19 protein-coding genes are annotated in these 26,777 nt (G+C 43.0%); 6 read left to right on the top strand and 13 right to left on the bottom strand.

Annotation, left to right across the window (positions count from 1 at the left end; all coding sequences use genetic code 11):
• Positions 1 to 1,205 (bottom strand): ESPR-type extended signal peptide-containing protein (locus PR799_RS15615; RefSeq protein WP_272522682.1); only part of this gene is annotated, 1,205 nt, incomplete at its 3' end.
• Positions 1,206 to 1,598: 393 nt separating this feature from the next.
• The gene (gene glgP, locus PR799_RS15610; protein ID WP_272522681.1) at positions 1,599 to 5,306 is read right to left on the bottom strand and encodes a glycogen/starch/alpha-glucan family phosphorylase; all 3,708 of its coding nucleotides are present in this window, start codon (positions 5,304 to 5,306) and stop codon (positions 1,599 to 1,601) included.
• A 204-nt stretch (positions 5,307 to 5,510) separates the two neighbouring features.
• On the opposite strand from glgP, the gene PR799_RS15605 reads away from it, so the two are divergent.
• From PR799_RS15605 to PR799_RS15590, 4 genes are read left to right on the top strand one after another with little or no spacing between them, the layout of a single operon-like run.
• Positions 5,511 to 6,506 carry a siderophore ABC transporter substrate-binding protein gene (locus PR799_RS15605; protein WP_272522679.1) on the top strand — a complete coding sequence of 332 codons (996 nt, stop codon included), beginning with the start codon at positions 5,511 to 5,513 and terminating at the stop codon, positions 6,504 to 6,506.
• A gap of 3 nt (positions 6,507 to 6,509) precedes the next feature.
• Positions 6,510 to 7,472 carry an ABC transporter permease gene (locus PR799_RS15600; RefSeq protein ID WP_224059313.1) on the top strand — a complete coding sequence of 321 codons (963 nt, stop codon included), beginning with the start codon at positions 6,510 to 6,512 and terminating at the stop codon, positions 7,470 to 7,472.
• Complete coding sequence (locus tag PR799_RS15595) at positions 7,459 to 8,442, top strand: iron chelate uptake ABC transporter family permease subunit (RefSeq protein WP_272522678.1); 984 nt, start codon at positions 7,459 to 7,461, stop codon at positions 8,440 to 8,442. The genes PR799_RS15600 and PR799_RS15595 overlap by 14 nt, the downstream gene beginning before the upstream one ends.
• Position 8,443: 1 nt before the next feature.
• Positions 8,444 to 9,199: an iron ABC transporter ATP-binding protein gene (locus PR799_RS15590; RefSeq protein WP_272522677.1), complete on the top strand. Its 756-nt coding sequence runs from the start codon at positions 8,444 to 8,446 to the stop codon at positions 9,197 to 9,199.
• A 37-nt stretch (positions 9,200 to 9,236) separates the two neighbouring features.
• On the opposite strand, the gene PR799_RS15585 is transcribed toward PR799_RS15590, so the two are convergent.
• From PR799_RS15585 to PR799_RS15540, 10 genes are all read right to left on the bottom strand, one after another.
• Positions 9,237 to 10,703, bottom strand: coding sequence for a hypothetical protein (locus tag PR799_RS15585; RefSeq protein ID WP_272522676.1), 1,467 nt, complete (start codon positions 10,701 to 10,703; stop codon positions 9,237 to 9,239).
• 205 nt (positions 10,704 to 10,908) lie between these two features.
• Positions 10,909 to 11,412 (bottom strand): RidA family protein, encoded by a 504-nt coding sequence (locus PR799_RS15580; RefSeq protein ID WP_036949217.1) that lies wholly within the window; start codon positions 11,410 to 11,412, stop codon positions 10,909 to 10,911.
• A gap of 84 nt (positions 11,413 to 11,496) precedes the next feature.
• Positions 11,497 to 12,915: an NAD(P)/FAD-dependent oxidoreductase gene (locus PR799_RS15575; protein ID WP_272522674.1), complete on the bottom strand. Its 1,419-nt coding sequence runs from the start codon at positions 12,913 to 12,915 to the stop codon at positions 11,497 to 11,499.
• A 992-nt stretch (positions 12,916 to 13,907) separates the two neighbouring features.
• Positions 13,908 to 15,380, bottom strand: a complete 1,473-nt coding sequence (locus PR799_RS15570) for an FGGY-family carbohydrate kinase (RefSeq protein WP_272522673.1) — start codon at positions 15,378 to 15,380, stop codon at positions 13,908 to 13,910.
• Between the two features lie 10 nt (positions 15,381 to 15,390).
• Positions 15,391 to 16,260 carry an L-ribulose-5-phosphate 3-epimerase gene (locus tag PR799_RS15565; RefSeq protein ID WP_154603180.1) on the bottom strand — a complete coding sequence of 290 codons (870 nt, stop codon included), beginning with the start codon at positions 16,258 to 16,260 and terminating at the stop codon, positions 15,391 to 15,393.
• Positions 16,261 to 16,277: 17 nt separating this feature from the next.
• Positions 16,278 to 17,312 carry an ABC transporter permease gene (locus PR799_RS15560; protein WP_036949222.1) on the bottom strand — a complete coding sequence of 345 codons (1,035 nt, stop codon included), beginning with the start codon at positions 17,310 to 17,312 and terminating at the stop codon, positions 16,278 to 16,280.
• Positions 17,313 to 17,325: 13 nt separating this feature from the next.
• Positions 17,326 to 18,315, bottom strand: coding sequence for an ABC transporter permease (locus PR799_RS15555; protein ID WP_211886965.1), 990 nt, complete (start codon positions 18,313 to 18,315; stop codon positions 17,326 to 17,328).
• Positions 18,308 to 19,813: a sugar ABC transporter ATP-binding protein gene (locus PR799_RS15550; protein WP_154603179.1), complete on the bottom strand. Its 1,506-nt coding sequence runs from the start codon at positions 19,811 to 19,813 to the stop codon at positions 18,308 to 18,310. Before PR799_RS15550 ends, PR799_RS15555 begins: the two co-directional genes overlap by 8 nt.
• A 142-nt stretch (positions 19,814 to 19,955) precedes the next feature.
• On the bottom strand, positions 19,956 to 20,948 hold the full coding sequence (locus tag PR799_RS15545; protein WP_036949290.1) for a substrate-binding domain-containing protein: 993 nt from the start codon (positions 20,946 to 20,948) through the stop codon (positions 19,956 to 19,958).
• A 239-nt stretch (positions 20,949 to 21,187) separates the two neighbouring features.
• Positions 21,188 to 22,000, bottom strand: a complete 813-nt coding sequence (locus PR799_RS15540; protein ID WP_154627864.1) for a DeoR/GlpR family DNA-binding transcription regulator — start codon at positions 21,998 to 22,000, stop codon at positions 21,188 to 21,190.
• Positions 22,001 to 22,536: 536 nt separating this feature from the next.
• Between PR799_RS15540 and araD the strand changes: the two genes are divergently transcribed.
• Positions 22,537 to 23,235 (top strand): L-ribulose-5-phosphate 4-epimerase, encoded by a 699-nt coding sequence (gene araD, locus PR799_RS15535; RefSeq protein ID WP_154627863.1) that lies wholly within the window; start codon positions 22,537 to 22,539, stop codon positions 23,233 to 23,235.
• 300 nt (positions 23,236 to 23,535) lie between these two features.
• Positions 23,536 to 24,888 carry a polysaccharide deacetylase family protein gene (locus tag PR799_RS15530; RefSeq protein WP_272522671.1) on the top strand — a complete coding sequence of 451 codons (1,353 nt, stop codon included), beginning with the start codon at positions 23,536 to 23,538 and terminating at the stop codon, positions 24,886 to 24,888.
• 86 nt (positions 24,889 to 24,974) lie between these two features.
• Here the strand turns inward: PR799_RS15530 and PR799_RS15525 are convergent, their stop codons facing one another.
• On the bottom strand, positions 24,975 to 26,621 hold the full coding sequence (locus PR799_RS15525; RefSeq protein WP_154627861.1) for a fumarate hydratase: 1,647 nt from the start codon (positions 26,619 to 26,621) through the stop codon (positions 24,975 to 24,977).
• Positions 26,622 to 26,777: the final 156 nt, after the last annotated feature.

The raw sequence follows: 26,777 nt of genomic DNA, 5'->3' as shown, positions 1-26,777 counted from the left end.
ATCGCGGTTTTATTATCAGCGATATCGGTCGTGTTCTTGGCGACTAATGCATTAGTTTCATTTAATTGGCTGACATTAACGGCATCGTTATTTTCTGTACCTTTATCAATGCCCGTTAATTTACGATCGCCATTTAAGCCGGTGAAGCTAACTATTTTTCCAAGTTTATCACTGGCCACAGTAATAAGGTTATTGGCACTGTTAATTTTAACAAGGCCTATTTCCCCATTATTAATCTGGGTTATTTTATTATTTACGGTAGTTATTTGATTGTTAGCATCGGTTTTATTATCACTGATTTGCTTAGTTAAATCTGTTTTTGCTGTATTTAATACATTATTCGTATCAATTAAGTCTTGAGTATTTTTAGCAACATTCGCATTGGTGGTGGATAGTTGTTTAAAGTTAACAGCGTCATTATCTGCACTACCCGCATCAATATTGGTGAGCTTACGTTTTATTGTATCGTTACCAAAGGAGACTTCATTAACATTTGAAGCCACGGAAGAACGACCAATCGCGACGGCATTATTGGCGGTAGCTTTACTGGAAACACCGATAGCAACCCCTCCTTCTGCGCTCTCGGATGCTAATGCAGCTCGACCAATCGCGACACCATTATTTTCAGCAACCGCACTGCGCCCAACGCTGGTACTTAAGTTATTTGCGATGGTTGCAACTCCCACCGCAGTACCGCCTGAGCTGACATAAGTTCCGGCGCCAAATGCCGTGTTACCAAAACCATAAGCGACTGAGTTTGGGCCGAAAACCACGGTTCCGCCTGTGGAGGTCGTTTTTGAATCTGTTGATGAGTTCGCTATAGATGAATCTTTTCCTACAACAATGGTTTCAGATAAATAAAGGTTAGATAAGTTATTCGGATTCCATTTAGCATTAGGGAAATATTTTTTATAAATATCGATGTTATAAACGGCAACCATATTTACGTCGTCATCGACTCTTACTGTTAATTTATCACTAACCACTGCATTAGCAATTAATGGAAATAGAGCGGATAAAGTAATGACAATATTTTTTATACTGAATATTCTTAAAATATTTTCTTTTTTACTATTGCCTTTATTTTTTGGATTAATCTTATTGTCTGTTGAGTTTTTTAATTTAGAACCGGATTGCGTTATTTCAGGTACGGCAACCCACGACTTTATCGCGTCGTTCCAAATAGTTTTATAAACTTTATTCATAATGACTTCCTATGAAATATAGCATTGCTGCGTGTAGGGTTATTAACCTACGTAAAGTTTACGTAGATATTGAATTTTTATTATTAGGTTTTAATTATACTAATCGCAAAGGTAATTGAATGTCATTAATAAAATAATGAATAGGGGTTTTAATTTGGTTTTTTTTATATAATTAAGCTTTAATTAATTAAGTTTTTTTAAATTTAAATAAGTGGAAAATAAGATTAAGTATATTTTCAATATAAAAAAATATAAAAATAAAATTAACGAATGATAAAACTGCAAAAATACGCATATACAGCGTATTGATGCATTTTTTTGATCTTCAAAGTTTTAAACCTGACGCGAGTATTTACGTTAAATCTCTGGGCAGTTTAATCATGTTTTTTTATTTCACTGAGTGGGTTTCATTCGCCATATTTTTTCAACATATTCATTAATGGTTCTATCGGAAGAGAAATAGCCCATATTGGCGATATTATTGAGTGTTTTTTGCGTCCATAACGTTGGGTTTTGATATAGCTTATCGACGGCATCTTGGGCTTGAACGTAAGAGTGGTAATCGGCAAGCAATTGGTAATGATCGCCAAAATTAATCAGAGAATCATAAAGCGGGTAATAGCGGTTAGGGTCATCGGGGCTGAAAATGCCCGAAACGAGGGAATTGAGGACATTGTGCAGATCTTCATGATTTTGGTAAATCTTTCGTGGGTCATAGCCTTGTGTGCGAATCGCGTTAACTTGCTCGGCGGTATGCCCAAAGATAAACATATTGTCTTCGCCAACATGTTCGCGAATTTCAATATTAGCACCGTCTAATGTGCCGATGGTCAATGCGCCATTGAGGGCAAATTTCATATTACCTGTTCCAGAAGCTTCAGTTCCTGCAAGGGATATCTGCTCGGATAAGTCGGTGGCGGGAATAATTAACTCCGCTAAGCTCACGCTGTAATTTGGAATAAAAATCACTTTTAAGCGGTTTTTGATTCGGGCGTCATGGTTAATCACGTTAGCGACATCATTGATGAGTCGGATAATCATTTTGGCGTTAACGTAGGATGAGGCGGCTTTTCCTGAAAAAATCACCACGCGCGGAACCCAATTTTTTTCGGGAAGTTGCAAGATACGCTGGTAGCGTCCAATGACTTGCAAGATATTGAGTAATTGGCGTTTATATTCATGAATACGTTTAATTTGTACATCGAACATAGCGTGAGGGTCGACGATGATATTGACGTTTTTAGCGATATAGTCGGCGAGAGCAACTTTGTTTTCTAACTTGCAGGTTTTTAACCGCTCAATAAATAGCGGAAAATCGGTGCGTTGCTGTAGGCGCGAAAGCTCTGTGAGATCTTCCCGCCAACTTTCACCGATGGTTTCATCAATCAAGCTTGCTAGGGGTTTATTGCACAACGCCAGCCAGCGGCGTGGGGTAATGCCATTGGTGATATTGCTAAAACGCTCAGGAAATACTTTGGCAAAATCAGCGAAAATTTCTTGCGTCATAAGCTCAGAGTGCAGCTTTGACACGCCATTGATTTGGTAGCTACCCACGACGGCAAGCCATGCCATGCGAACATAGCGTCCATGGGATTCATCAATCAGAGATAGGCGGGTTAAAAGTTCTGGGTTATTGGGGTAACACTGTTTGATCTCAGTGAGAAAGTGGTCGTTTATTTCAAAGATAATTTGTAGATGGCGAGGGAGCAATCGCCCGAGAAGGTCCACAGACCATCGTTCTAATGCTTCACCCATCAGAGTGTGATTGGTGTAGGAAAAGATTCTTTCACTCATTTGCCATGCGGCTTCCCACTCATATTCGTGCTCATCGATAAGCAAGCGCATCAGTTCAGGAATGGCTAAAACAGGATGGGTATCATTCAGATGGATTGCCACTTTATCGGCAAGGTTACTCAACGTGCCATGGACTCGGTAATGGACATCGAGGATATTCTGCAAGGTTGCTGATACAAGAAAATACTCTTGCCCAAGGCGCAAAATTTTCCCCGATTCCGTAGAATCATTGGGGTAGAGCACACGGGAGACATTCTCAGAGAAATTTTTATCTTCAACGGCGGCCGAGTATTCCCCTTGGTTAAATTTGTTGATGTTCATTTCATTCGTGGCATGGGCAGACCATAGGCGTAGGGTGTTGGTGGCGTCGCAGCCATAGCCCATCACGATTTGGTCATAGGCGCGAGCAAGCACTTCTTCAGTTTCCACCCAACGAACGACTTTACCTTCTTGCTGAAGGCGGCCGGCAAAGCGGACTTTGTAGCTAAGGTTATAGCGTGGAAACTCCCATGCATTGCCATATTGTAGCCAGCGATCGGTGGACTCAACTTGTTGACCATCAATAATATTTTGCTGAAACATGCCATATTCGTAGCGAATTCCAAACCCAACGGAAGGAATTTTTAAGGTAGCGAGAGAATCTAGAAAGCAGGCGGCAAGACGCCCTAAACCGCCATTGCCTAAACCGGGATCATCCTCTTCCTCTAAAATAGCACTCAGTTCAAAGCCCATTTTTTTCAAAGCATCAGCCACATCCTCATACATGCCTAAATTTAATAAAGTATTGGAGAGGGTGCGTGAGCCTAATGTTCGGCGATAAGCAATAACAGGTTCAGGGGCGCTGATTTCTGAGAATTCGCCTTCAACCAAGATATCGCTAATTGGCGAATGGCGGCGCAGGGTAATTAATTGCTGGTAAAACGCGAAAAGTGAATCGGGTTGCTGCTGTTGGGCGGCGGCATTAACCTCTCGGTAATTGGGATTGACCTTCAACCATGGGGTGCCTGTGGTAAATCCGCCATGATGCTGGTTATTCCATTGAAATGGTGTTCGTGCATTGTCGCGGCTGCGTTGGGTAAAATAGTTCATCATGGTGGTATGAGAGTATCCGTGCGTTTGACCCCATTGGTAGAGTTTAAAGAGATGCAGATCGTGGTGCTCGTTGAGCGTCATTGGACAGTTCGTCATGCCAATTTCTTGCCCTTGATAAATAAATGGCGTGCCGCGCTGAGTCAGTAAGAACATCGCCAACATTTTTTCGGCGACAGGGGAGATGGCGCCTTTCGGTAAGAATTTGTTCAGTGAGCGCGGTTGGTCATGATTTTCTAAATAAGGCGCGCCCCAACCAACTTGCTGGGTTGTGAGCTGGCTTTTTAGAAAAACAGGTTTCAAACGTTCACCAGTGATTGGAACAATGGAAAACGGGGGCTGCTTGGCAATGTCGAGATCCGCAATACTGAAATCAAACACCATAGAGAATGAGCCGTCCTCACCAATATAATTCGCAAGATCTTGCGGTGGAACATCGATTTCAGCCACCGTCATTGAGTTCGCAGGGTGGAAGGTTTGGCTCGCGAGCTCCTTTAAAAATTCGTGTATTCCCAGTTGGTTCACCACCCAAGGGACTAAAAACGCGGTGCCATCTTCCCGATCGGGAGGGAACTGGTAAGGCGAGAGGGCTTCAGGGGACTTTTTTATATTGCCGATGGCATCAATGCGGAATCCTGCAACCCCTTTAGCTATCCAACGATTGATCATTTGGATAATTTCTTGGCGCAATTGTGGATTTTCCCAATTAAGATCAGGTTGCTCGGGGCCGAAAGAGTTGAAGTACCAGCGATTACTATCGGGAACTCGAGTCCAGACTGGGCAGTCAAAATAGGTACGTAAATTGTTCGGTGGAGTGGGTTTATCCCATTCAATAAATTGGTAATAGTCGGCGTAAGGACTGTTTGGGTCGGCAAGGGCAGCTTCGAACCAAGGGTGCTGGTTTGAGCTGTGATTAAGCACTAAGTCCAGCAGAATTTTAATGCCACGCTGCGAAGCTTGGCTGATTAAAATATCAAGGTCATCATTGCTGCCAAAAACCGGATCCACGCTGTCATAGTTGGCAATGTCATAGCCATTATCTTTCATCGGCGATGCAAAAATTGGACATAGCCAAATCACGTTTACGCCTAAAGATTGGATATAGTCTAGCTTGGCGGTGATACCAGCAAGATCGCCAATACCGTCGCCATTATGGTCATAGAAGCTTTTGGGGTAGATTTGGTATACCACCGCAGATTTCCACCAGGCTTGAGCCATTTGTTTTCTCCCTAATCAAAATAAGATGTGAGTAAGTTGCTTTAAATATAGGCAATGTGTGTTTTTGTGCGATGTATCATTATTTTGCGAAATGCAAATGCAAACTAATATCATTAGCGCTATGTTTCATGTAAGATATCCGCCATCTTCGGGTCATGGGTAACGTGACTAACGATAATCACATTGAAAGGTGGAGGAATTTAGATGTTCGCAAAAGCATTAGTTTCAGGGTTTGCCCTATTATCCGTTGTTGCGTTAGCGGGTTGTGATGACGCTCAGCAAACACAAACAGCAGCGCCAACGACCGAGCAGCCAGCAACAGAAAAAGCAGCTGAAAAACAAACAATTGTCGTTGAACATGCTCAAGGCAAAACTGAAATTCCTAGCCATCCACAACGTGCGTTTGTGATGAACATGGAAACCTTAGACATCATCGATGCGCTGGGTATTCCGGTGATTGGTGTTCCACAAACTAACGCCCATTTTCCACAGTTTTTAGAGAAATATAGCACCTCAGAATATGTTAATGGCGGGAGCTTATTTGAGCCGGCTTATGAAACTATCAGCAGTGCAAAACCTGATGTGATTTTAGGTGGTAGCCGTGCTCGCGACGCTTATGACAAATTAAGCGGTATCGCACCAACGATTTCTCTGGATATTGATAACAAACGTTTTATTGATAGCCTGATGGAGCGTACTGCGCTGTTAGGTTCTTTATTTGGTAAAGAAGAACAAGCGAATAAACTCGTTTCTGACTTCAAAAACAAAATTAATGATATCAAAGGCAAAACCCCTGAAGCTGGCAAGGCGATGGTGATCTTAGTGAGCGGTGGTAAAATTTCAGCTTACGGTCCAGGTTCCCGTTTTGGCTTTATCTTTGATGTATTAGGTTTCGAACCGGCTTATGTCTTCACTGAAGATACTGGTCGTCACGGTAATATCGTGAACTCAGAACTGTTATTAAAACTGAACCCAGACTGGTTATTTGTTATCGACCGTGATGGCGCGATTGGTGCGAAAGATGCGCAGCCTGCGGCAGACGTGTTAGACAACGCATTAGTTAGAAAAACCTCCGCATGGGAAAAAGGCCAAGTGGCTTATTTAGATTCTTCAGCGGTTTATATCGCTGGTGGTATCCAAACCTATTCCCAATTAATGGATGATGTCAACAAAGCTTTAGAGAAGAAAAAAACGAATTAATCAATGAAAACGCTTTATCTCTCTTTTGGTATCATCGCGTTATTGGTATTAGCGGTATTAAGCTTGTTTATTGGAGCGGGTGACGTGTCACCCGTTTCGCTTTTCACCGATCCCGAGATGCAAGATATCTTTTTCGTGAGCCGTATCCCTCGCACTGCCGCCCTGATCCTTGCAGGAAGCGCCATGAGCGTCGCGGGGCTGATTATGCAGCTACTCACCCAAAACCGTTTTATCGAACCTTCCCTTGCGGGTACCACGCAATCTGCCAGCCTTGGTTTACTGTTCGTGATGATCCTGTATCCAACCGCTTCTATTATGACCAAAATGGTGGTGGCGAGCGGATTTGCACTGCTAGGCACCGCACTGTTTATGCTGATTTTACGCCGGATTATTTTGAAATCCGCGCTCATCGTGCCGTTAGTCGGCATTATGCTTGGGGCCGTGATCAGCGCACTCACCATTTTTACCGCCTACTATTTTGACCTGCTTCAATCCCTCAGTGCTTGGATGAGTGGCGATTTCTCCAGTATTTTACAAGGTCGCTATGAGCTGCTTTGGTTAGTCGGTGGTTTAACACTGGCAGCCTGTTTAATTGCCGATAGTTTTACAGTGGCGGGTATGGGGCGTGAGTTCTCCGTTAACGTCGGTTTGAATTACCAGAAAGTGATGACCATCGGGTTATCTATTATCGCCTTAATCAGCGGTGTGGTCGTGGTCGTTGTCGGCGCGTTGCCATTCTTAGGGTTGATTGTCCCGAACCTGATTAGCTTGGTGATGGGGGATAATATTCGTAAAACTATCCCGTGGATCTGTTTGGCAGGCGGCGGCTTAGTGCTGCTGTGTGACATTATTGGTCGCTTAATTCGTTATCCGTTTGAAATTCCTGCGAGTGTAATTTTAGGTGTCGTCGGCGCGGTTATTTTCCTTTATCTCTTGTTAAAGCATCAGCGTTATGGAAAAAGTTAATTCATTAAGTTTGCCAGTGAAAAGAACGTTCACGCCAATCCAGCGCATCGGTTTATTGGCTGGGCTGTCAGTGCTGTCGATCATTTTATACATGACCATTAATTTGGGCAGTAATCTTGCGTATATCCTGCCCCATCGTGGTTATATCGTTCTGACAATGATCATTGTGGCGTTTGGCTCTGGGGTGTCGACGGTTCTGTTTCAAACTATCGCCAATAACAAAATTCTGACGCCATCCATTATGGGGTTAGAGGCATTGTTCATCTTGCTGCAAACTATCTTTGTGTTTTATACCGATAGTTTTCCCGCATCATGGCTGTTGAATATTGGTAAGTTTTTATTGGAATCTTCCCTGCTGGTGATTTTTTCCGTACTGCTGTACCGCTGGCTGTTTATCTCCGTCAAAATGAATATCAACTTAGTGTTGATGGTGGGAATTATCCTCGGAACACTGTTTCGCAGTGTGGCGACCTTGCTGCAAAGATTAATGGATCCGAATGAGTTTTCCATCTTGCAAAGTCGGATGTTCGCGACTTTTACCAAAGGAACGCCGGAGCTGATTCTATTCACGTTGGTGATCACCGTGATTGTGGGCATTCTGCTTTGGCGTATGCGTTACTGCTTTGATGTGCTCGCACTGGGACAAGCCAATGCGGTGAACTTAGGGATTAACTACCGTCAGCAAGTCACCGTCATCTTATTACTGATTTCTGTCTTAGTGGCAATTTCCACGGCGCTGGTGGGCCCGCTAACGTTCCTCGGCTTGATGGTGGCTAACTTGGCTTACTACATCGCAGGAAGCAGCCAGCATCGCTATTTATTGCCTGTTTCTTTCCTACTCGGTGTGATTGCATTAGTGGGCGGACAGTTAGTTCTTGAATATGGATTGAATAAAGCGGGTACCTTGTCTGTAGTACTCGAGTTTGTCGGTGGAATATTCTTTATTTATATGGTGTTAAGAAGGTTTTAGTATGATTGAAATTCATCAGATATCGAAAAGTTATCAAGATACTAAGGTCTTAGATAACGTTACAGCCAATATTAAAAATAGCGGTGTCACTTCAATCATCGGTCCAAATGGTGCAGGGAAATCAACGCTGTTGTCGATTATTGGTCGCTTACTATCGGCTGATCACGGTTATGTCAAAGTGAATAACTTGGATGTCTCGACCACACCAAGCGACCAACTCGCTACCTGCTTATCGGTACTTCGCCAAGAAAACCAATTTGCTAGCCGCTTAACGGTGGAAGAGCTGGTTGGTTTCGGGCGTTATCCTTATACCAAAGGGCGCTTAACACTGGATGACAAACAGAAAATCGATGAGTCTCTGGCATTTTTGAACTTAACTGAATTTCGTCATCGTTATCTTGATGAGCTTTCAGGTGGCCAGCGCCAGCGCGCGTATGTGGCGATGGTGCTGTGCCAAGATACCGAATATGTGCTGCTGGATGAACCATTGAATAACTTGGACATGAAGCACGCGGTGATCATGATGAAATTACTGCGCCGTGCGGCGGATGAGCTGGGTAAAACCATCATTCTGGTGATCCACGATATTAACTTTGCTTCTGTGTATTCAGACTATATTGTGGCGCTGAGAAATGGACGTTTGTCTTACCACGGCGAGCCTCAAGAGATCATGAAGTCCGAGATTTTAGAGGAAATTTTCGATACGCCGCTTGAAGTTAAAGAGCTGGATGGACAACGTATTGCACTGTATTACTAGTGATATCCGCTCCAATAGGCGATATTGGAGCGGTGTTTTATTGTGGCGGAATAGTAATATCTTCGTCGCTGTCTAATTCATCAAGTGGCTGAAGAATTTCCAAGCGTTTGATGCCATCTGCATTTACCACTAAACGCGCTAATTCATTGTAGGCTTTCTTATTCATGATGACGCGGCGGCAAAGGTAAATATGATAAACCTTTTCGCCGATGATGACGGGTTCATCATCATTAACCATCAACTCTTCATAGCTAATATCGAGATATTTCAAAAAGTCTGAAATATTAATCCGCGTAATATCCACAATAGACGATTGAGTCTGCATAAAGGCCGCAGAATGGCTGTGCAAGGTGACATCCTTGCGATAATACAGAATATCTTCCACGCGCTGTACATTGACCAAATTTACCCAGTGGGATTTTTGTCGCATTTCATGAATATCAGGGGATAGGGTGCTTTCTTTCAGAAAGCGGAATGATTCCTTACAAACCCCAACCGGCTCTTTGACCCCTTCCCGATAAATACGCAATTGGCGGTCGGGGATCCAGCGTTGAAACAGACGGTATAGCTGTTCTCGTCCAATCTCTTTTAAACGATCTTTAAAGATATAACCAATCACCATCGCTAAGAATAAATTGGCGCTGAGCGCACCGTATTTACCTTGCCACATAAAGGCGATAAATGTGGCGAAAATCATCGAAATTGCAGCTGCAATCCCATAAATGGAGTGCAAAAGTAACGGTAGACCTCGTTTGTGGCGGATCTCTAAGTAGAGGTAGCGATTAATATATTTTTTCAGCAAATTGCGGCGGTAAGTGACCATTTCCGCATCGTTTTCATCATGTGGAAAGCTATCTGGTGCTAGCTTTTTCAAGTAACGCATTTCTTGATACCACAGATGGCGAATTTCATCGCGCAGAGGAAGCTGTTTGTCTTTTAATAAATCCTGTAAGTAAAACAGGGTGTAATGGGACATAAACTCATCGCAATAGGCGAAAGCGTTGGATTGAATCACGCTCTCAATAGGGGCAGCATAGGCGCTGAGTTCTCGATAGCGTTTGAGCCCATGCTCAATGTCTGCCAACATCCCTGTTATATACTCTTCAGTTTGCCGTTGAGCGTTTTGGGCGACCATCTTCAGGGTTAGCCGCACGCTGCGCTTAAAGGTGAGTGCAAAACGTTTTAGATGGTTTTCATATTCATCTAATGTTGGTGGTAATTCAGGATCTAGCCGTTCCAACCAACTTTTTAATTCATCGACTAGCCCACCTTCTGCAGGAATAGAAGCGAGCTGCACAGTAGGCGCTCGCAGCCGAATATAGTTTTTCAAGCTGCGCTGAAGATTTGAAGGGGTGTAGAGATCCGGGTTAACTTGCATCGATGCAGGAAGAAAAAAGAAGGTTTCAACTTGGTAGCGGATCTCTTTTGATTTCCGAGGAAAAAAGACTTGCTGTTTGATTTCAAACTGCTTTTTACCGTGGATCTTGAGAGATTCTTTAATCATAGCCTTCCTACCGGTGTTTCAGCGTATTCAAATATGAGGTGAATACAATGCAAGTATTTATCAAGGAAGAACAATAGTAATGTGGATGGCAATAAAAGAGAAGGGCGGCAAATAGCAGGAAAACAAAACGGCCGCTAATGTTTACTTCCAAGCCAAAGCGGAAATAAATAGTCGGCCGTTTTAGGCGTTCGTTGTCAGTTAAAAATTATTTTTTAGCTGCTGGGCGAACTGCTGTTACTTCAATTTCCACTCTCCAAGCTGGGTTAGCCAGTTTAGCGACTTGGAAGGTAGAACGAGCTGGCAGATTGGTCACTTTTTCAGTTTCATAGAACTTGTTGTAGCCAGCCATGAAGCCAGCGAAGTCCATAGTGCCTTTAGTTTCATCACCACCAACTAAGAAAACTTGCATTTTAACAACGTCATTCATAGTCAGACCCATTTCACCCAGAGTCGCTTGAATTTGTTTCAGAACGTTGATTGTTTGTACTTCAGTGTTACCGTAAGACTCTAAAACGCCTTCTGGAGCATCTTTAGAGATTTTAGAAGGAACTTTCCCGCTCAGGAAGATGAGGCTGTTGTTCGCGCTGATTTCTACTGATTCAGCGATTGGGAAACCTTTAACTGGAACACGTTTCACATCGTCTGCTGCGTTTGCAGTTGCTACACCTAAAACTAAAGGTAAGGAAAGCAGTAAAGTTTTGTAGCGCATAATAACTCCTTTATATATGAAAGTAGGAACCTATTAAGACCGTAAGGTGCTCGATAGGTTCCATCTAATTGTGTTTCGCTTTAATTAGTTAAAACGAGACAGTTTATAAGGCGTTGGATCGATAAATGTCTTCTCGTCCATTAACAATTCAGCAGTTAATCGACCAGCCGCCGGGCTTTCAGTCATACCCCAACCAGTCGCGGTATTGATAACCAGACCTGGGTACTGTTCAACTTTAGAAATAATTGGAATCTCGTCATCAGTTGGAGAAACGGTACCGCCCCAACGTTCAACAACTTTAGATTCTTTAAATACTGGGAATTCTTTTCTCAGACGCTCAAGAACACCATCTAAGTGGTCGTTGTTTGGTGTGTTAGTTGCTGTACGGAACTCTTCGAATGGCGTTTTCTCGTCTAAGTTCCAAGAAGTTGCCATAGTGAATGAGTTGAACAGGTCTTTACCGATAGAGAATTCTAATGGTAATTCACCGCCACCTAATACGTGCAGGAAGCGTGGTCCTAACAGGAAGCTGTCTTTCACGATAGAGCTGGTGAAGATACGTGGTGCAACCGCGTAAGTACCGTCGGCTTGTTCACGGAAGTGGATACCGTTTGGCAGGTGAACGTTACCTTTTGGTGCGCCTGGAACGCCAGTAATACGCTGTTGAGACAGGTAAACGTTCAGAGTAGGGACATCAACACCTAAGTTACCCATGAACAGACGTGACCAAATACCACCCGTCAGAACGACTTGAGAGGTTTTGATTGCACCTTTTTCAGTCACAACGTCAGAAATTTTACCGCCAGCGGTTTCTAAACCACGAACTGCGCAATTCAGGTAGATTGGAATACCAATTGATTTTGCGTAGTTAGCCATTGCTGGGGTAACAGTTTCTGGGTCAAGGCTACCAGAATCCTCTTCAAAACCACCAATTTTCCATGGAGTTTGAGCATCCACCAGACGATTAGCCAGTTCTTGACCTTCGATCATACGGGTTCTCAGCGGGGTATCGAAACCTGGGTTTTCAGACGCAGATTTGATCCACGCTCTTGCAACTTCCAGATCTTCTTCGCTTGAAGGAACTTCAACACGGCCTTGAACGCGGTAGCTAGTATCAGCACCGATTTTTTCGTTCATGCCGAGCCATTGAATTTTTCCGTAGTGGTGTAATGGGAAAATAGCTGGGGAGGTTTTATAGCTGATGATCTGGCTGTATGCGCGACCAGATTGCTCGCCGCCAACAACGCCTTTTTCACAGATAACAACGTTTAAGCCGCGCTCTTTCAGGTTAATCGCAGTCATGATGCCTTGCAGACCAGCACCGATAACGACCGCATCAGCAGATGCGGGTAATTTACCTTCGGTACCCGCGACTGCAGGTACGCGTGATGGCGTCGCTTCAAAACGACCTTCTCTGCGGATCATAGGGACAACAGCAGCGCCCCCAGCAATAACACCAGCAGCACCAACCCCTAATAATAGTTTTCTTCTCGAGATTTTCATCTATAACCTCAATAACAATCTTGTTTTTTATATAGTAAATAATTTCAAATTGAGATGATGATCTTATCATATATTTTGAAATTGTTAAGTATCGAAAGTATTTGTTAATAAAATTGAGTGAAAAGTTTGAGCGGGTTATTTGATCTGGTCAGTGTTGTTGGGGGTTTGTCGCAATTTGGATTATTTTATCAATAGCAGAAATTGATAATTTTAATTGTTAATGTCAGAAAAAGTGTACAGGTGTAAATATCTAAATTTCAGATAAGGTAAATATTTTAGTGGTTAAATTGAGGGAAGGCTAAATAATTAATATCAGTTGATTATGCTGAATTTAGATTAAGTTTGATTTCGTTTTTTATCTTAAAAAAATAAAGATTAAGTTAAATTTTTAGCTATTTTATAATCACTTGATGGATTTGCATTCAATTAATTTCCGTTTAGTCGTACCGTATATTTACTGAGGGTGTTATAGATGATTATTTTCTGTTCTATGCGGTTTTTTATTTGTATCAATGTGAAAAATATGATCTTTTATTTTTACTGTGATTTTCTTAACATAATAAGTTAATTATTTATTTGATGATTTTTTTGCTTCCATCCCTTAATCTAAATAAATCCCACACCCTTCTTGAGAGTATTCGGTTGTTAATGGCTCATATTTAAATACAGTTATTAACATCACTAAATGTAATGCTTTTATTTATGCTGATTTTTTGCATTTTCATTTTTCACATTAAGAGCAAATTTATTTTTTTATCTTGCTGATAATTTGTTCAAATTAATTAATTTGGAAAAATTTCATTTATTTTAGTATTTAACATTTGATTGGTTTTTAAACTAAAAAGGGATGGTTAATGAAATGTTAAATTAGTAAATGAAATTTTGAGTCACGAAAAAATATATATAAGAGGACGTGTCATTAGAGGGGGGATGGTAGGTAAAAATACCGCCTTCCATCGTAATGTGACGAATTTTAGGAGGTATTTTTGACGTTATTGGCTCAATGCATCTGCTACCGCTTTAAAGCGGGCAAACTTATCCCGTAACTGTAAGTGAGCCGCTTGGTTTGGCTGATACGCAGTGATTTTTGGTGTGCTGGATGCAATCGCGGTATCAAATCCGGAATAATACCCAGAGCCGACTGCGGCGCACAGCGCAGCGGCTTGGCAGCCTGACTGCTGAACATCTACCACTTCAAGAGGCAAATTACTGGCATCACAGAACATCTGCATCCACAACGCTGAATTGGTTGGGCCACCGGTAAAGCGAATAGCTTGAGTGCAGTCATCAATGCCCACAATACGGTCTTGATGCAGCAAATGAGAAAATACAATTCCCTGATAAATGGCGTAGGCAATATCCCCTTCAGTATGATGGGAGCTTAACCCGAGTAGCCCGCCATGCAGGTTACTGTGGTAGTTAGAACCATATAACCAAGGGAAAAATAGAATATCGTTTTGCCGTGTTGCCCCTTCGGCAACATAAGCATTGAGTACTTTGTAATTTTGCAAGCGTTGGTCGAAAAAGTGTCGTGTGAACCAAGCGAGGTTACTGGCTGAGGTTGGGCTGCCTTCATGAACAAAATAGGTGCCCGGAATACAGTATTTTCCCCACACATAAGGGTAATCAGCAGGCATGATTTTATCAAAAACACGCGTGGAGATAGTCCAGGTTCCAGCGACGGCACTGAGCTTATCTTTTTGGCTGACCCCCGATGATAACGCTGCTCCCACCACATCGAAGAACCCGCCAAATACTGGCGTACCTTCTTTAAGACCGCACTCTTTTGCGGCATGAGTCGTGACGCAGCCCGCTGACTGTGCGGAGTTAATCACGGGGGCGAGTTTGTCGTTAGCCTCTTCAATACCAAACAATTCACAGAGTTTAGGATCATAGCTGGACGTGGTTGGGTTATAGAGTTGGCTGCCAGAAATATTGGTCTCTTCGCAAGTGAGCTGGTCAGTTAATCGATAACGAATATAGTCGTGAACCATCAAAACATAGCGACCATCGCGATAGCTGTCTGGCTCATATTGTTTTAACCAATTTAGCAGGGCAACGGGGTGGGATGCCCAAAGTTGCTGCAAGCTCAGGGGATAGGCTTGTTCTGCGGTACCATTTTGGTGCCATTGGGTGACAATCGCTTGTGCGCGGGAATCCGAAGAAACAATGCCGTTTCTGACAGGTTTTCCGTGTTTATCCAGTAAATATAGCCCTTTGCCGTGAGAGGAAAAGCTGACCCCCGCGATTTGTGATGCAGACAGCTGGCTTTTGGCGATGGCTTCACGGATCACGCTGCAGGTGACTTGCCACAGGGTTTCCATATTACGTTCGCTAAACCCAGCTTGCGGGCTTTCAGTGGGAAAAGGGTGCTCAGCAACCACTAGCTCTTGGCCATCAGGGCTGTAGATCCCAGCTTTGATCACGGTGCCCCCAAGGTCGACACCCATGAAAAATGTGCTCATTGTCGGCTCCTTAGTTTTCCCAACCCGCTTGCTGCATTTTATCTTCAATCCAATGGCGAGCCTTGATGATTTCAATCAGCGGTTCATCGGCTTTTTCTGTCCACATTTCAATTAAGAAAGTACCGCGATAATTTAGCTGCTTAAGCTGCTTGAATAGTGCCACGAAATCCACACAACCTTCGCCAAATGGCACATCACGGAATTGACCTTTGCAACTGTCTGTTACGGCGTAGGTATCTTTCAGATGCAGGGCAACAATATTTTCGATGCCTTTGGTTAACTCGGCAGCCACATCACTACCCCAAGCGGTTAAGTTACCGACATCAGGATAAACTTGGAACCACGGTGAGCGAATTTTATCGGCAAGCGCTTGCCATTTAGTGATCGAATTCATAAATGGCGTATCCATGATTTCGACGGCGCACATCACTTGAGAAGCCGCGGCAATTTCTGCCACCCATTTCATGCCTTCTTCAAAGCGGGCAATGGTGCCTTCATCTTGCTCTTCGTAATATACATCATAGCCAGCCAATTGAATGGTACGAATACCCAGATCTTGAGCCAATTTGATGGCTTTTGTCATGAGTTCACGGGCTTTTTGACGGGTATCTTCATCATGGCTACCAAATGGAAAACGGCGGTGACCTGATAGGCACATCGTTGGAATGCGTACCTGGGTTTTTTGGATGGCAGTTACTAACTCTAAGCGTTGTTCCAAACTCCAATCTAAACGGGCTAAACGCTCGTCCGTTTCATCAACCGACATCTCGACAAAATCAAATCCCGCCGCCTTTGCAATAGCTAATTTTTCGCTCCAGCTACTGTGCTTTGGAAGGGCTTTTTCATAGATACCAATCGGGTTTTTTCGTGAAATAGTCATCTTTAATTCCCTGTAAGTTAATTTTGTACGGATGCTTTATTGAGGCGTTGATTGCGTGTCATTGCACGCTTAGCGCTCCACTTTTCTTTAAAGAATTTGAAGGCCAGAGCAAGGATCAACGTAATTCCCCAAACCGCGAGGTTGAAGTGGAGACTGACGCCCAACAAGCTAAGTCCAGTTGCGATGACTTGCAGAACCAGCAAGGCGCAGAAGACGCGGCTGACTTTACCGACACCGCCGAATGGGTTTGTGCCTCCCAATACGATGGCTAAAATGGTCAGTAGTAAGTAAGAATCCCCGTATCCCATGCGTGCTGAGTTAAAACGCGCCATCATGATCAGCCCTGCCAACACACACAGCAGACTGGAAATGGTGTAAATCGCGATCATCACACGGTCGGTACGCACGCCGCTAAACCATGTCGCATTGATGTTGCTGCCGCTCATATAGATATTTTTGCCAAGGCGGGTGCGACCTAAAAACAGTGCCAAAATAATTGCGGTCACAATAAAGATAATCATGGCAATTGGCATACCGAAAACGGTGTCAGAGCCAATGGCGCGAACCACTGGCGGCATCCCACTGAGCGCGGCGCCTTTGGTGAGGTAAACGCCAATACCGCTGATAATGGTCATGGAACCGAGGGTAACTAGAATCGGGTGAGCACCAATATGGGAAATCATCAGCCCCGTTAAGCAGCCAATAATAACGGCGATAACAGTGGCACCGATTAACGCAAAGACCAACCACATTAGCTGCGTGCCCGTTCCGGCATCAACAGGTAAGTAATTGATAAATACCCAAGCCATAAATAGGCCGGTTAAGTTAGCGGTACTGATGATGGCGAGGTTTAATCCGCCACTTAACATCGGAACAAACATGGCGAAGGTCAGAAGACCCAGCTCCGGTAACTGAAACGTAATACTTAAAAAGGTATTTTGGGTAAAAAAGTGCCCTGGCATGGCGATACTGAAAGCCGCAATGGCGACCAAAAAGATTGAAAGCAGTCCGATAACAGAGCCATCAATTTTAAAAAAATCTTGTTTTTTCATGGTGATATTCCTGTTAAACAAAGCCTACGTCCGTTTCTTTACGCTTTTTGTAGTGAGTAATACAAATCGCGATAAGAATGACCATACCGATGACGATATTGACGAAGTAGTTGGAAACCCCGATTAAGTTCAGACCGTTTTTCAAAATACCGATAAGGAAAACGCCCATCAGTGTGCCGATAACGCTACCGCGCCCACCGGATAAGCTGGCACCACCTAAGACTGCAGCCGCGAGAACATCGAGCTCACCACCAACTAGAGCGCTAGGCACCACTTCACTCATTCGATAGGTCTGCAACATACCGCCGATTGCCGCCATGGCACCGAGATAGCCGTAAGCGAACAGGTAGATAACCCAAACACGAATACCAATACGTGAAGCCGATTCTTGGCTGCCGCCCACCGCATACAGTTGGCGACCAATGTGGGTTTTGTTCATTAAGATCCACGTTAAAAACGCGATCCCTAACATCACGATCAATGGCAAACCAATTTGGTAATATTCACCATCCACTTCAAAAGGCAGGATGGTGACAGGATCCACCCACCAATCCGGTAAGTCGTAGATACTGTGTCCGTTGGTTAGCCACATCAGCATGCCGAACAGCAAAGATTGCATACTAATGGTGATGATGATCGACACCACATTAAGGGAGTAAATTAAAATCGCGTTGATCAACCCAAAGGTGATCCCGATGACAATCGCAAGGGCGATACTGAGGGTCGGGCTTTCGAGTAATCCTTGCAGTAAGAAAGTGGCAATCACATATTGGACAACTGAGGCAACGGCGGCGAAAGAGATATCAATACCACCCGTGACGAGTACCACGAATAACCCCAGTGCAAAAATACCAGTGACCGCATAGCTTTCGCTTAAGTCGAGCAAGTTTTGAATAGTGAGAAATTGTGGGCTCATGAAGGTGAAAAACACCACCATGATGAGGATCACCCAAATAAGCCAGCCTTCAACAGACTGCGGACGAAGTTTTTGCCAATTAGCCATTGATGATTTCCTCCAATTGTTGCTCAGTCATGGAATCCGTCACAATTTCTTTGACGATAGATCCTTGCTTCATATGTAAAATGCGATCGCAGTTGTAGAAAGCTTCAGAGGCTTCATCGGTGATCAATAGAATGGCGATCCCAACACCAGAAAGGCGATGGATCAGCTTGTAAATACTGTCTTTAGCACCGATATCGACCCCCACGGTAGGAGCATCAAGGATCAGCACTTTAGGGCGTGTCAAGATCCACTTGGCGAGCACCACTTTTTGCTGATTTCCCCCCGATAAGGTGGAGAGGGCATTATTTGGGTCGGTCACTTTAATATCCAAATCCGCGATCCACTCTTGGACGATTTGCTGGCATTTCTGCTCATCAATCAGATGCAGTGGGGTTTTCAGGCGATCTAAAATCGAAATCACCATATTGTCGGCGATGGATTGCTGCAAAATAGCCCCCAGAGTCAGGCGGTCTTCAGAGACATAGCCAATCCCATGTTTGATGGCTTGGGCATTGTTTTTGAAGATAATCGGCTTGTCTTCGACGATCATTTCTCCGCTGTCAGGACGGGTGATCCCAAACAGAGAAAGGGCAAGCTCGGTACGACCAGAACCTAATAATCCGCAAAGACCCAGTACTTCACCGCGCTTTAACGACAGGGAAATATTCTGGTATTGCCCAGCACGGCTAAGATTTTTCAGCTCTAAGACTGTGTGAGTTTCTTCTGCGTTATTGGGTAATTTGCGCTCATGAACAATATCAAGCCCTGTCATCAGCTCGGTGATTTTGCGCGTGGTCAGGTCTTCTGCTGGCCATGTGCCCATTTTCTGACCATCACGAATAACGGTAATACGGTCAGAAATCTCTTTTACTTCCTCTAATCGATGGCTAACAAAAACAACGGTTATCCCTTTGTTTTTCAAGTAATTCACGGTAGAAAGTAGCTGATTAACTTCGGTGCGCGTTAACGAGGCCGTTGGCTCATCCATGATCACTAAGCGCGCATCTGCTACCAGTGCGCGGCAAATGGCAACTTGCTGGCGCTGGGCGATTGGCAAAAATTGCACGGGGGTATCAGGGTCAATGGTGAACTCAAGTTCCTTGAGAATTTGTAACGCTTTTTCCCTCACTTTTCCTTTCTGAAACCAACCGAAATAACCATTTAAATTCAGTTCAAAGGCGATGTTTTCCGCCACGGTTAAGTTAGGAAATAAGGATAAGTCTTGGTAGATAACTTGAACGCCTAGCTCTCGCGCTTTGTCTGGGGTTAGGCGAGAGTATCGTTTGCCATCTATTTCAATTTCGCTGCCTTCATCGGGAGCATAAACGCCGCTAATGGTTTTAATTAACGTACTTTTTCCGCAGCCATTGGTGCCCGCTAAACAGTGAACTTCACCTTTGTTTAGCGTCAAGTCGATATTGCGTAATGCACGATGACCACCAAAGCTTTTGGAAAGATCCCGTAACGTAATCAATGGGGAGTTTTTTTCGGCTGTCATAGTGGAGTCCTGGTGTTGACTGTGTCGTCAGATTCAGAGTGACAACAAACACCGCTATCAGACGTAAATAGGGTGCTGCTGTCACTTAAACTATGTGGAACAAAATAATACTGTTGTCGTATTTTTATTATGTAGTGCGAACTTACAGACCGACTTCAACCAGCTTTTTGGTGTTTTCAATATTCAGGTTAACTGGATTATCGCTGAGGATGGTGTTGCCACTCACTTTGATCTCACCCATATCACCGATGCTAACGCCAGTTTTGATCTCTTCGCCATTCATCATTGCCGTCGCGACTTGTACGAAAACTTGACCAGCCACTTTCGGGTTAGAGATATAGCCGCCATCAATCGCGCCTTTTTCTAACAATTTAATGCCTTGACCCGGCGTGAATGTCCCGAAGACACAGGTTTCTGCGTTTTTACGGCGTTTATCGATAGCGCGACCCGCACCGATAGGCCCTTGAGAACCAAACGACATGATGCCTTTCAGGTCTTTATGTTTTGACAGGAGGTCGTTTGCAGTACGCATAGAATCATCAACGGATTCGGCGACACCAAAGCGGTCATCGACCATTTGCATTTTCGGATAGTGTGCTTTTTGGTAAGCGATTGCCGCATCAGCCCATTCGTTGACTAAAGGTACAGTCAGACTGCCCACGAACATGGCGTATTTACCTTCTTCACCCATACATGCAGCCATATCTTTCATATGGTTAGCACCCATGCTTTGGGTATCCAGTAATTCGAAATCCCAATCCGCATTTTTTTGATCTGGGGATTCGTGAGTAATCACTTTGATGCCCGCTTCTTGGGCGCGTTTTAATACTGGCTCAAGGACTTTTGCATCATTAGGAACGACACCGATAACATCGACTTTTTTCGCGATTAAATCTTCAATTGCACGAACTTGTTCCGCAGGATCCGCGGTGGTTGGACCCACTTGGAATGCATTAACGCCGAGTTTTTTACCTTCTTCGGTGATCCCTTGCTCCATGACGTTAAACCAAGGAATCCCCCCCACTTTCACCACGACACCCATGGTAAATGGTTTTTGTGCTTTCTGTGATTCAGCCATCGCCATGTTGGAAAACAGTGCGGCGCCCATTAAGCAAGGTAAAACTAATTTTTTCATATTCATCGTTATATTCCTCAGAGATGATGTGCAGATATAGCCATACTCATCAACATAGGGTTAATGTTTTGTTTAATCGGATAGATATAATTAATTTCTATTAATCGTTAATTTAATTAATAGGTTTCTTTGCTGCCTGGTGTAATTCGGTTATTTAAAATAAAAACAAATTGCTTAATTTACTCACTTAGTTACGCTGCGACTATCATCGATATAAATACTCTTTATCACACTGAATACTATTTATCACATTCAATAATGTTTAACTTTGGAAATACTTGTTTGAAATTTTTATCATTAAGTTTATTGGTAATTAACACGTTAATATCATTTAAGGTACAAACTTGGCTAAAAGCATATTGGTCTAATTTATTATTATCCGCTAATAACACACAATTCTCAGACACCTGAATCATAATATTTTTTAATTTGGCATTAACTTCACTGCCATCTCGAACGCCAGTTTCAATATTGAATCCTTGGCATGATAAAAATAACGTTTTAATTTGAAAGCTACGGATGATACTTTCAGAAATGGGACCATGAAAATCATCATGGCGTTCTGAATATTCTCCACCAATGCCAATGACGCGAACGCGATCTCGGCATGCTAATGCTTGAATGATTTTGACGGAGTTGGTGACCACCGTAATATCGATATCGGGTATTTGTCTCGCCAGAAACCAGCATGTGCTGCTGTTATCCATCATGATGCAGTCACCCGGCTGAATAAATTTCAACGCCGCTTTGGCGATTTTCATTTTTGCATCTGGGTTCTCTTCCGTTCTTTTACGAAAGGATTCTGCACCATCCACCATTTGACTGAGTTTGACCGAAGAGGGCATCACATTCAGTACTGGGTTTTCATCGTGCTCAGTGGCAACCGCACCGCCAAAGCTGCGGATTAAACGTTTTTCACGTTCTAATACCGTTAAATCTCGGCGAATAGTTTCTTGAGAAACGTGACAAAGCTGGGCTAAATCGCGCACTAACGCTGAGCCATGTTGAGAAACATGGGAGCAAATTAATCTGTGGCGTTCAGCTTGTAGCATCTTAAAACTCCTATTCCGTCCACGAATCTACTTTGTCCGCGATAAATATTATGTCCACGATAAACATTCTTTCCACGATAAATAGTCTGCCAGTGATGGATTTTTTTTGTCGTGACTCGACTCATGTAATAACGGATAGAAACAAACAAAGCTATTTATAGAGTTATTCGTCACGTTTATATGAAATATATATTTATGTTTTCATTTTTATCGTTAATTAGATCACTAAATATGGCGGTATATAGTCAGAAAACAGACGTATCATTAATCAACTTAATCATATTCGGGCATATTTATCGGCGTTATTTTTGTTTTATTTTGACTGATTATGACCGAATGCATCCGATTTATGTTGATTTGTTAATGGTTTGTAAAGTGTCAGGCTTTTTTATTCAGCTAAATCTGTTTACCTTAATAATCAGAACAACGTCTATTCATCGACAGTAAATAGAGAATAAAAGAGAGCCTTGTCGTTGATATGACTCGCTATTTTCATTTCGTATTCACGCCATCTTTTTACACCTAGGGAGGTCATCATGCTGGAAACATTAAAACAGCAAGTATTTGAGGCGAATCTTGAATTACCAAAACATAAGCTAGTGACGTTTACGTGGGGTAACGTAAGTGGAGTAGACCGAGACGCCGGTTTGATGGTGATTAAACCTTCCGGGGTGGATTATGAAACCATGAAAGCGGATGACATGGTGGTCGTTTCATTAACCACCGGTGAAGTCGTCGAAGGAAAATATAAGCCTTCTTCAGACACTGACACCCACTTAGCGTTATATCAAGCCTTTCCCGAGATTGGGGGTATCGTACATACCCATTCGCGCCATGCCACCATTTGGGCACAAGCTGGCTTACCGCTAAGCGCATTAGGCACCACACATGCCGACTATTTTTATGGTGAAATACCTTGTACCCGTAAAATGACAGAAGGTGAGATTGCCGGTGAATATGAGAGAGAAACTGGGCATGTGATTATTGAGACATTTAAGCAGCTCGGAATTTCTGCAAAGGATATTCCTGCGGTATTAGTTCATAGCCACGGCCCTTTCGCTTGGGGTAAAGACGCTCATAATGCGGTACACAATGCAGTAGTGCTGGAAGAGATTGCGTATATGAATTTATTCACGCGCCAGTTGACGCCACAAATTGACGATATGCAGCAAGAATTGCTGGATAAACATTATTTACGTAAACATGGGAAAAATGCGTATTACGGACAAAAGTAGAGTTTATTTCTTTTTAAATACGCTATTTTAAGACTATTCATTTTGTTGTTAATAAGTTGATAAATTTATTTTTCATTTAATTGAAAGGTTTTAACTCGCTCAGTATCCATTGAATGCCATACACAATTATCCATAACAAATTACCTATAACAAATTATCTATAACAAATTATCTATAACAACAGCCACGGAAATATTATCGTGGCTTTGCCATGCAAAAATATTTTTATCAGGGTATAGGGTTAAATTGTAAGTCGGTTTAAACTGGCGCGGTGTATTGGTGATACTGAGTGGAAAGGACATGTCTAATCGAGTACTTTTTCTATTTTTGACCTTTTTCGTTAATCTTTTTTCTGTTTCACATGCTGCGGATATAAAAAATAATAATTTAATTATCAGTGGTTCAAAAGCGATCAATCTTGATAATTGGGAGCTGGTGGATGTACCTCCTAAATTGATTCAGACAAAAGCACCAGAAAACATCTTTGCTATTGTAGGCGGTCAAATGCGTATTGTTGGAGAGATCAATCCAGACAATGGTTTTTACGCCTATAGTCCAAATGGTGACTATAATGCCTTACAGTTTGGTAATGATTTCGCTTATGTTAAAAGCACTCAGATATCCAAAAAGAAGCCTCGAAATATCCCCGAAGATGACCGTTTAAATGATCTTAAAAACCCAGTCTATGACTATTTGATTACAAGCCAAAAAACGCCTGTATTCAGTGCAACTGATGAAGATTCGCGGCAAATCGCCTCTTTATGGGAAAATTTACGCTATCCAGTGTTGGCTCGGATGATCAAAACGGATGAAGATGGGGACAAAACTTCATGGTTAACCATTCGCCTCGGGGATCGTCTGGGCTATGTTCGCTTAGATGATGTGGCGATTGATAAAGGCATTCCTATTTTTACTTATCACCATATTCTCGAAGACGGTGAAAATAAAAACTTTCGTCATACTTCGACGACAACCTCGGTTGATGCTTTTCGTGAGCAAATGAATTACCTCAAAGAGATGGGGTATCAAACATTATCACTCGAAGATGTGGAAGGTTATTTAAATAAGAGTGCGAATTTACCAGGGCGTGCTGTGGTACTCACGTTTGATGACGGGCTAAAATCCGTTTATCGCTATGCATTGCCTATTTTAAGAGATAACCAGCAACAGGCGACGCTGTTTGTCATCTCTTCGCGTATCAAAACTCAGCCACAAAAATGGGATCCGGATTCTCTGCAATTTATGAGTAAGCAGGAAATTAAAGAGAGCCAAGATGTTTTCAACATTCAATCTCATACGCATTTTTTACATCGCTTAGATAACCGTAATAACCCGATTATCTTTAGCCGTAAAGAGCATACCATCATGCTGGATTTTAAACGTTCAATGAAAGTGTTGGCGAAATTCGAAAGAGACCAGCGTTATTTGGCTTACCCATTTGGCGCTTATAACCAAACGGCGATTGATGCGGCAAAAGAAGCGGGCTTACATATTGCGGTGTCCACCATCCAAGGAAAAGTGAAGCTCGGTGATAATCCATACGCATTAAAACGCCTGTATGCCTACAGTACTGACCCGATTAGCAAATTTGCGTTGATGGTCGGCAATAGCGAGCAGGATGTAGTGAATAAGAACGTTGTTGTTGATAAATAAAAAGTTGATAAATAGAAAACTGAACATAGCGGTAGATAAATAAATCAGGGTGAGTCAAATAAAAATGGCTCACCCTGTTTTTCTATTTATTTAACGCATTTCTTGCAGGTGTCATTCTGCACAATATCAAAGAAGTTATTGCCTTTATCATCCACCAGAATAAAGGCTGGCAACCCTTCCACTTCCATTTTCCAGACCGCTTCCATACCTAACTCTGGGTATTCGAGGCAATTTAAGCTTTTCACGAATTCTTGCGCCAAAATCGCCGCGGAGCCGCCAATGCTACCAAGGTAAAAACCGCCATGTTTTTTACAGGCGTCAGTCACGGCTTGGGTACGGTTACCTTTTGCCAGCATTAACATGCTTCCGCCATGAGATTGGAACAGATCAACATATGGATCCATACGGTTACCCGTTGTTGGGCCCAAAGAACCCGATACCATATCTTCAGGTTTTTTCGCAGGGCCTGCGTAATAGACCATATGATCTTTAAAGTACTGTGGTAGCTCTTCACCATTATCTAAGCGCTCTTTGAGCTTGGTATGGGCGATATCGCGAGCGATGATCAGTGGACCACTGAGGGATACACGGGTCGATACAGGGTGTTTACTCAACTCGGCCAAAATATCTTTCATTGGGCGGTTGAGGTCGATATGAACGACGGTTCCTTCTGCCTGATGTCGCATCGATTCAGGGATATATTGCGCTGGGTTATGCTCCATTTTCTCCAGCCACAGGCCGTCTTTGGTGATTTTCGCTTTGATATTGCGGTCGGCAGAGCAAGAGATAGCTAAACCGATCGGGCAAGAAGCTCCATGGCGAGGCAAGCGAATAACACGCACATCATGGGCAAAGTATTTACCGCCAAATTGCGCACCAAAGCCGAGATGGCGTGACGCTTCTAATAACTCATTTTCTAGCTCAATATCTCGGAACGCTCGGCCATACTCATTACCTGTCGTTGGCAGGTTATCATAGTATTTTGCCGAAGCCAGTTTGGCTGTTTTCAGCGTGGTTTCCGCAGAAGTACCGCCGATAACGAATGCGATATGATACGGTGGGCAAGCAGTTGTCCCTAAGTTTCTCATTTTCTCAACTAAGAAGTTTTTCAACTTAGCTGGGGTCAGCGTTGCTTTAGTTTCTTGATAAAGGGCGGATTTATTTGCAGAGCCGCCGCCTTTGTTAACAAACAAGAAATGGTATTCATCACCTGTGGTGGCAAAAATATCAAATTGCGCGGGCAAGTTGGTGCCAGTATTGACTTCATTGAACATATCCAGCGGGGCATTTTGCGAAAAACGCAGGTTTTCGTGTTGGAAAACGTTATAAATGCCTCGAGAGAGGTATTCTTCGTCATCACAGCCAGTCCAAACTTGTTGGCCCTTTTTCCCGACGACGGCAACGGTTCCCGTATCCTGACAGTTTGGCAGAACACCTTTTGCAGAAATCTCGGCGTTACGCAGTAATTGCAGTGCGACATACTTGTCGTTTTCACTGGCCTCTGGATCGTGCAAAATCGCGGCGACTTGTTTTTGGTGGGCTGGTCTTAAAAAGAACTGGGATTCATAAATTGCATGTTCAGCAAGAAAGGTTAAAGCCTCTGGCTCAATTTTTAGCATTTGCTTCCCAGCAAATTGCTCTACAGAAACATATTTATCAGAGACTTGGTAATATTCGGTTTTATCCTCAGATAACGGATAAGGTTCTTGGTAAAAAAACTCTTTATTAGCCATTTTGCTCACTCACATATTAATTTTAGCGGAAAATATAAGAAATAAATTATTTATAGGCTTTTTGTTCTAAATGCCGCTTGTTTTGTCAGGCGGGATAATCGTTTATAGGGATAATAGTCTGAATGTAATTAGAATAATTACCCATTATATTCAAAG

The sequence above is a fragment of the Providencia sp. PROV202 genome (assembly GCF_028479565.1).
GTDB lineage: Bacteria > Pseudomonadota > Gammaproteobacteria > Enterobacterales > Enterobacteriaceae > Providencia > Providencia zhijiangensis.
Note: the sequence above shows the minus strand (reverse complement) of the source record. Positions and strands in the feature narration are given on the sequence as shown.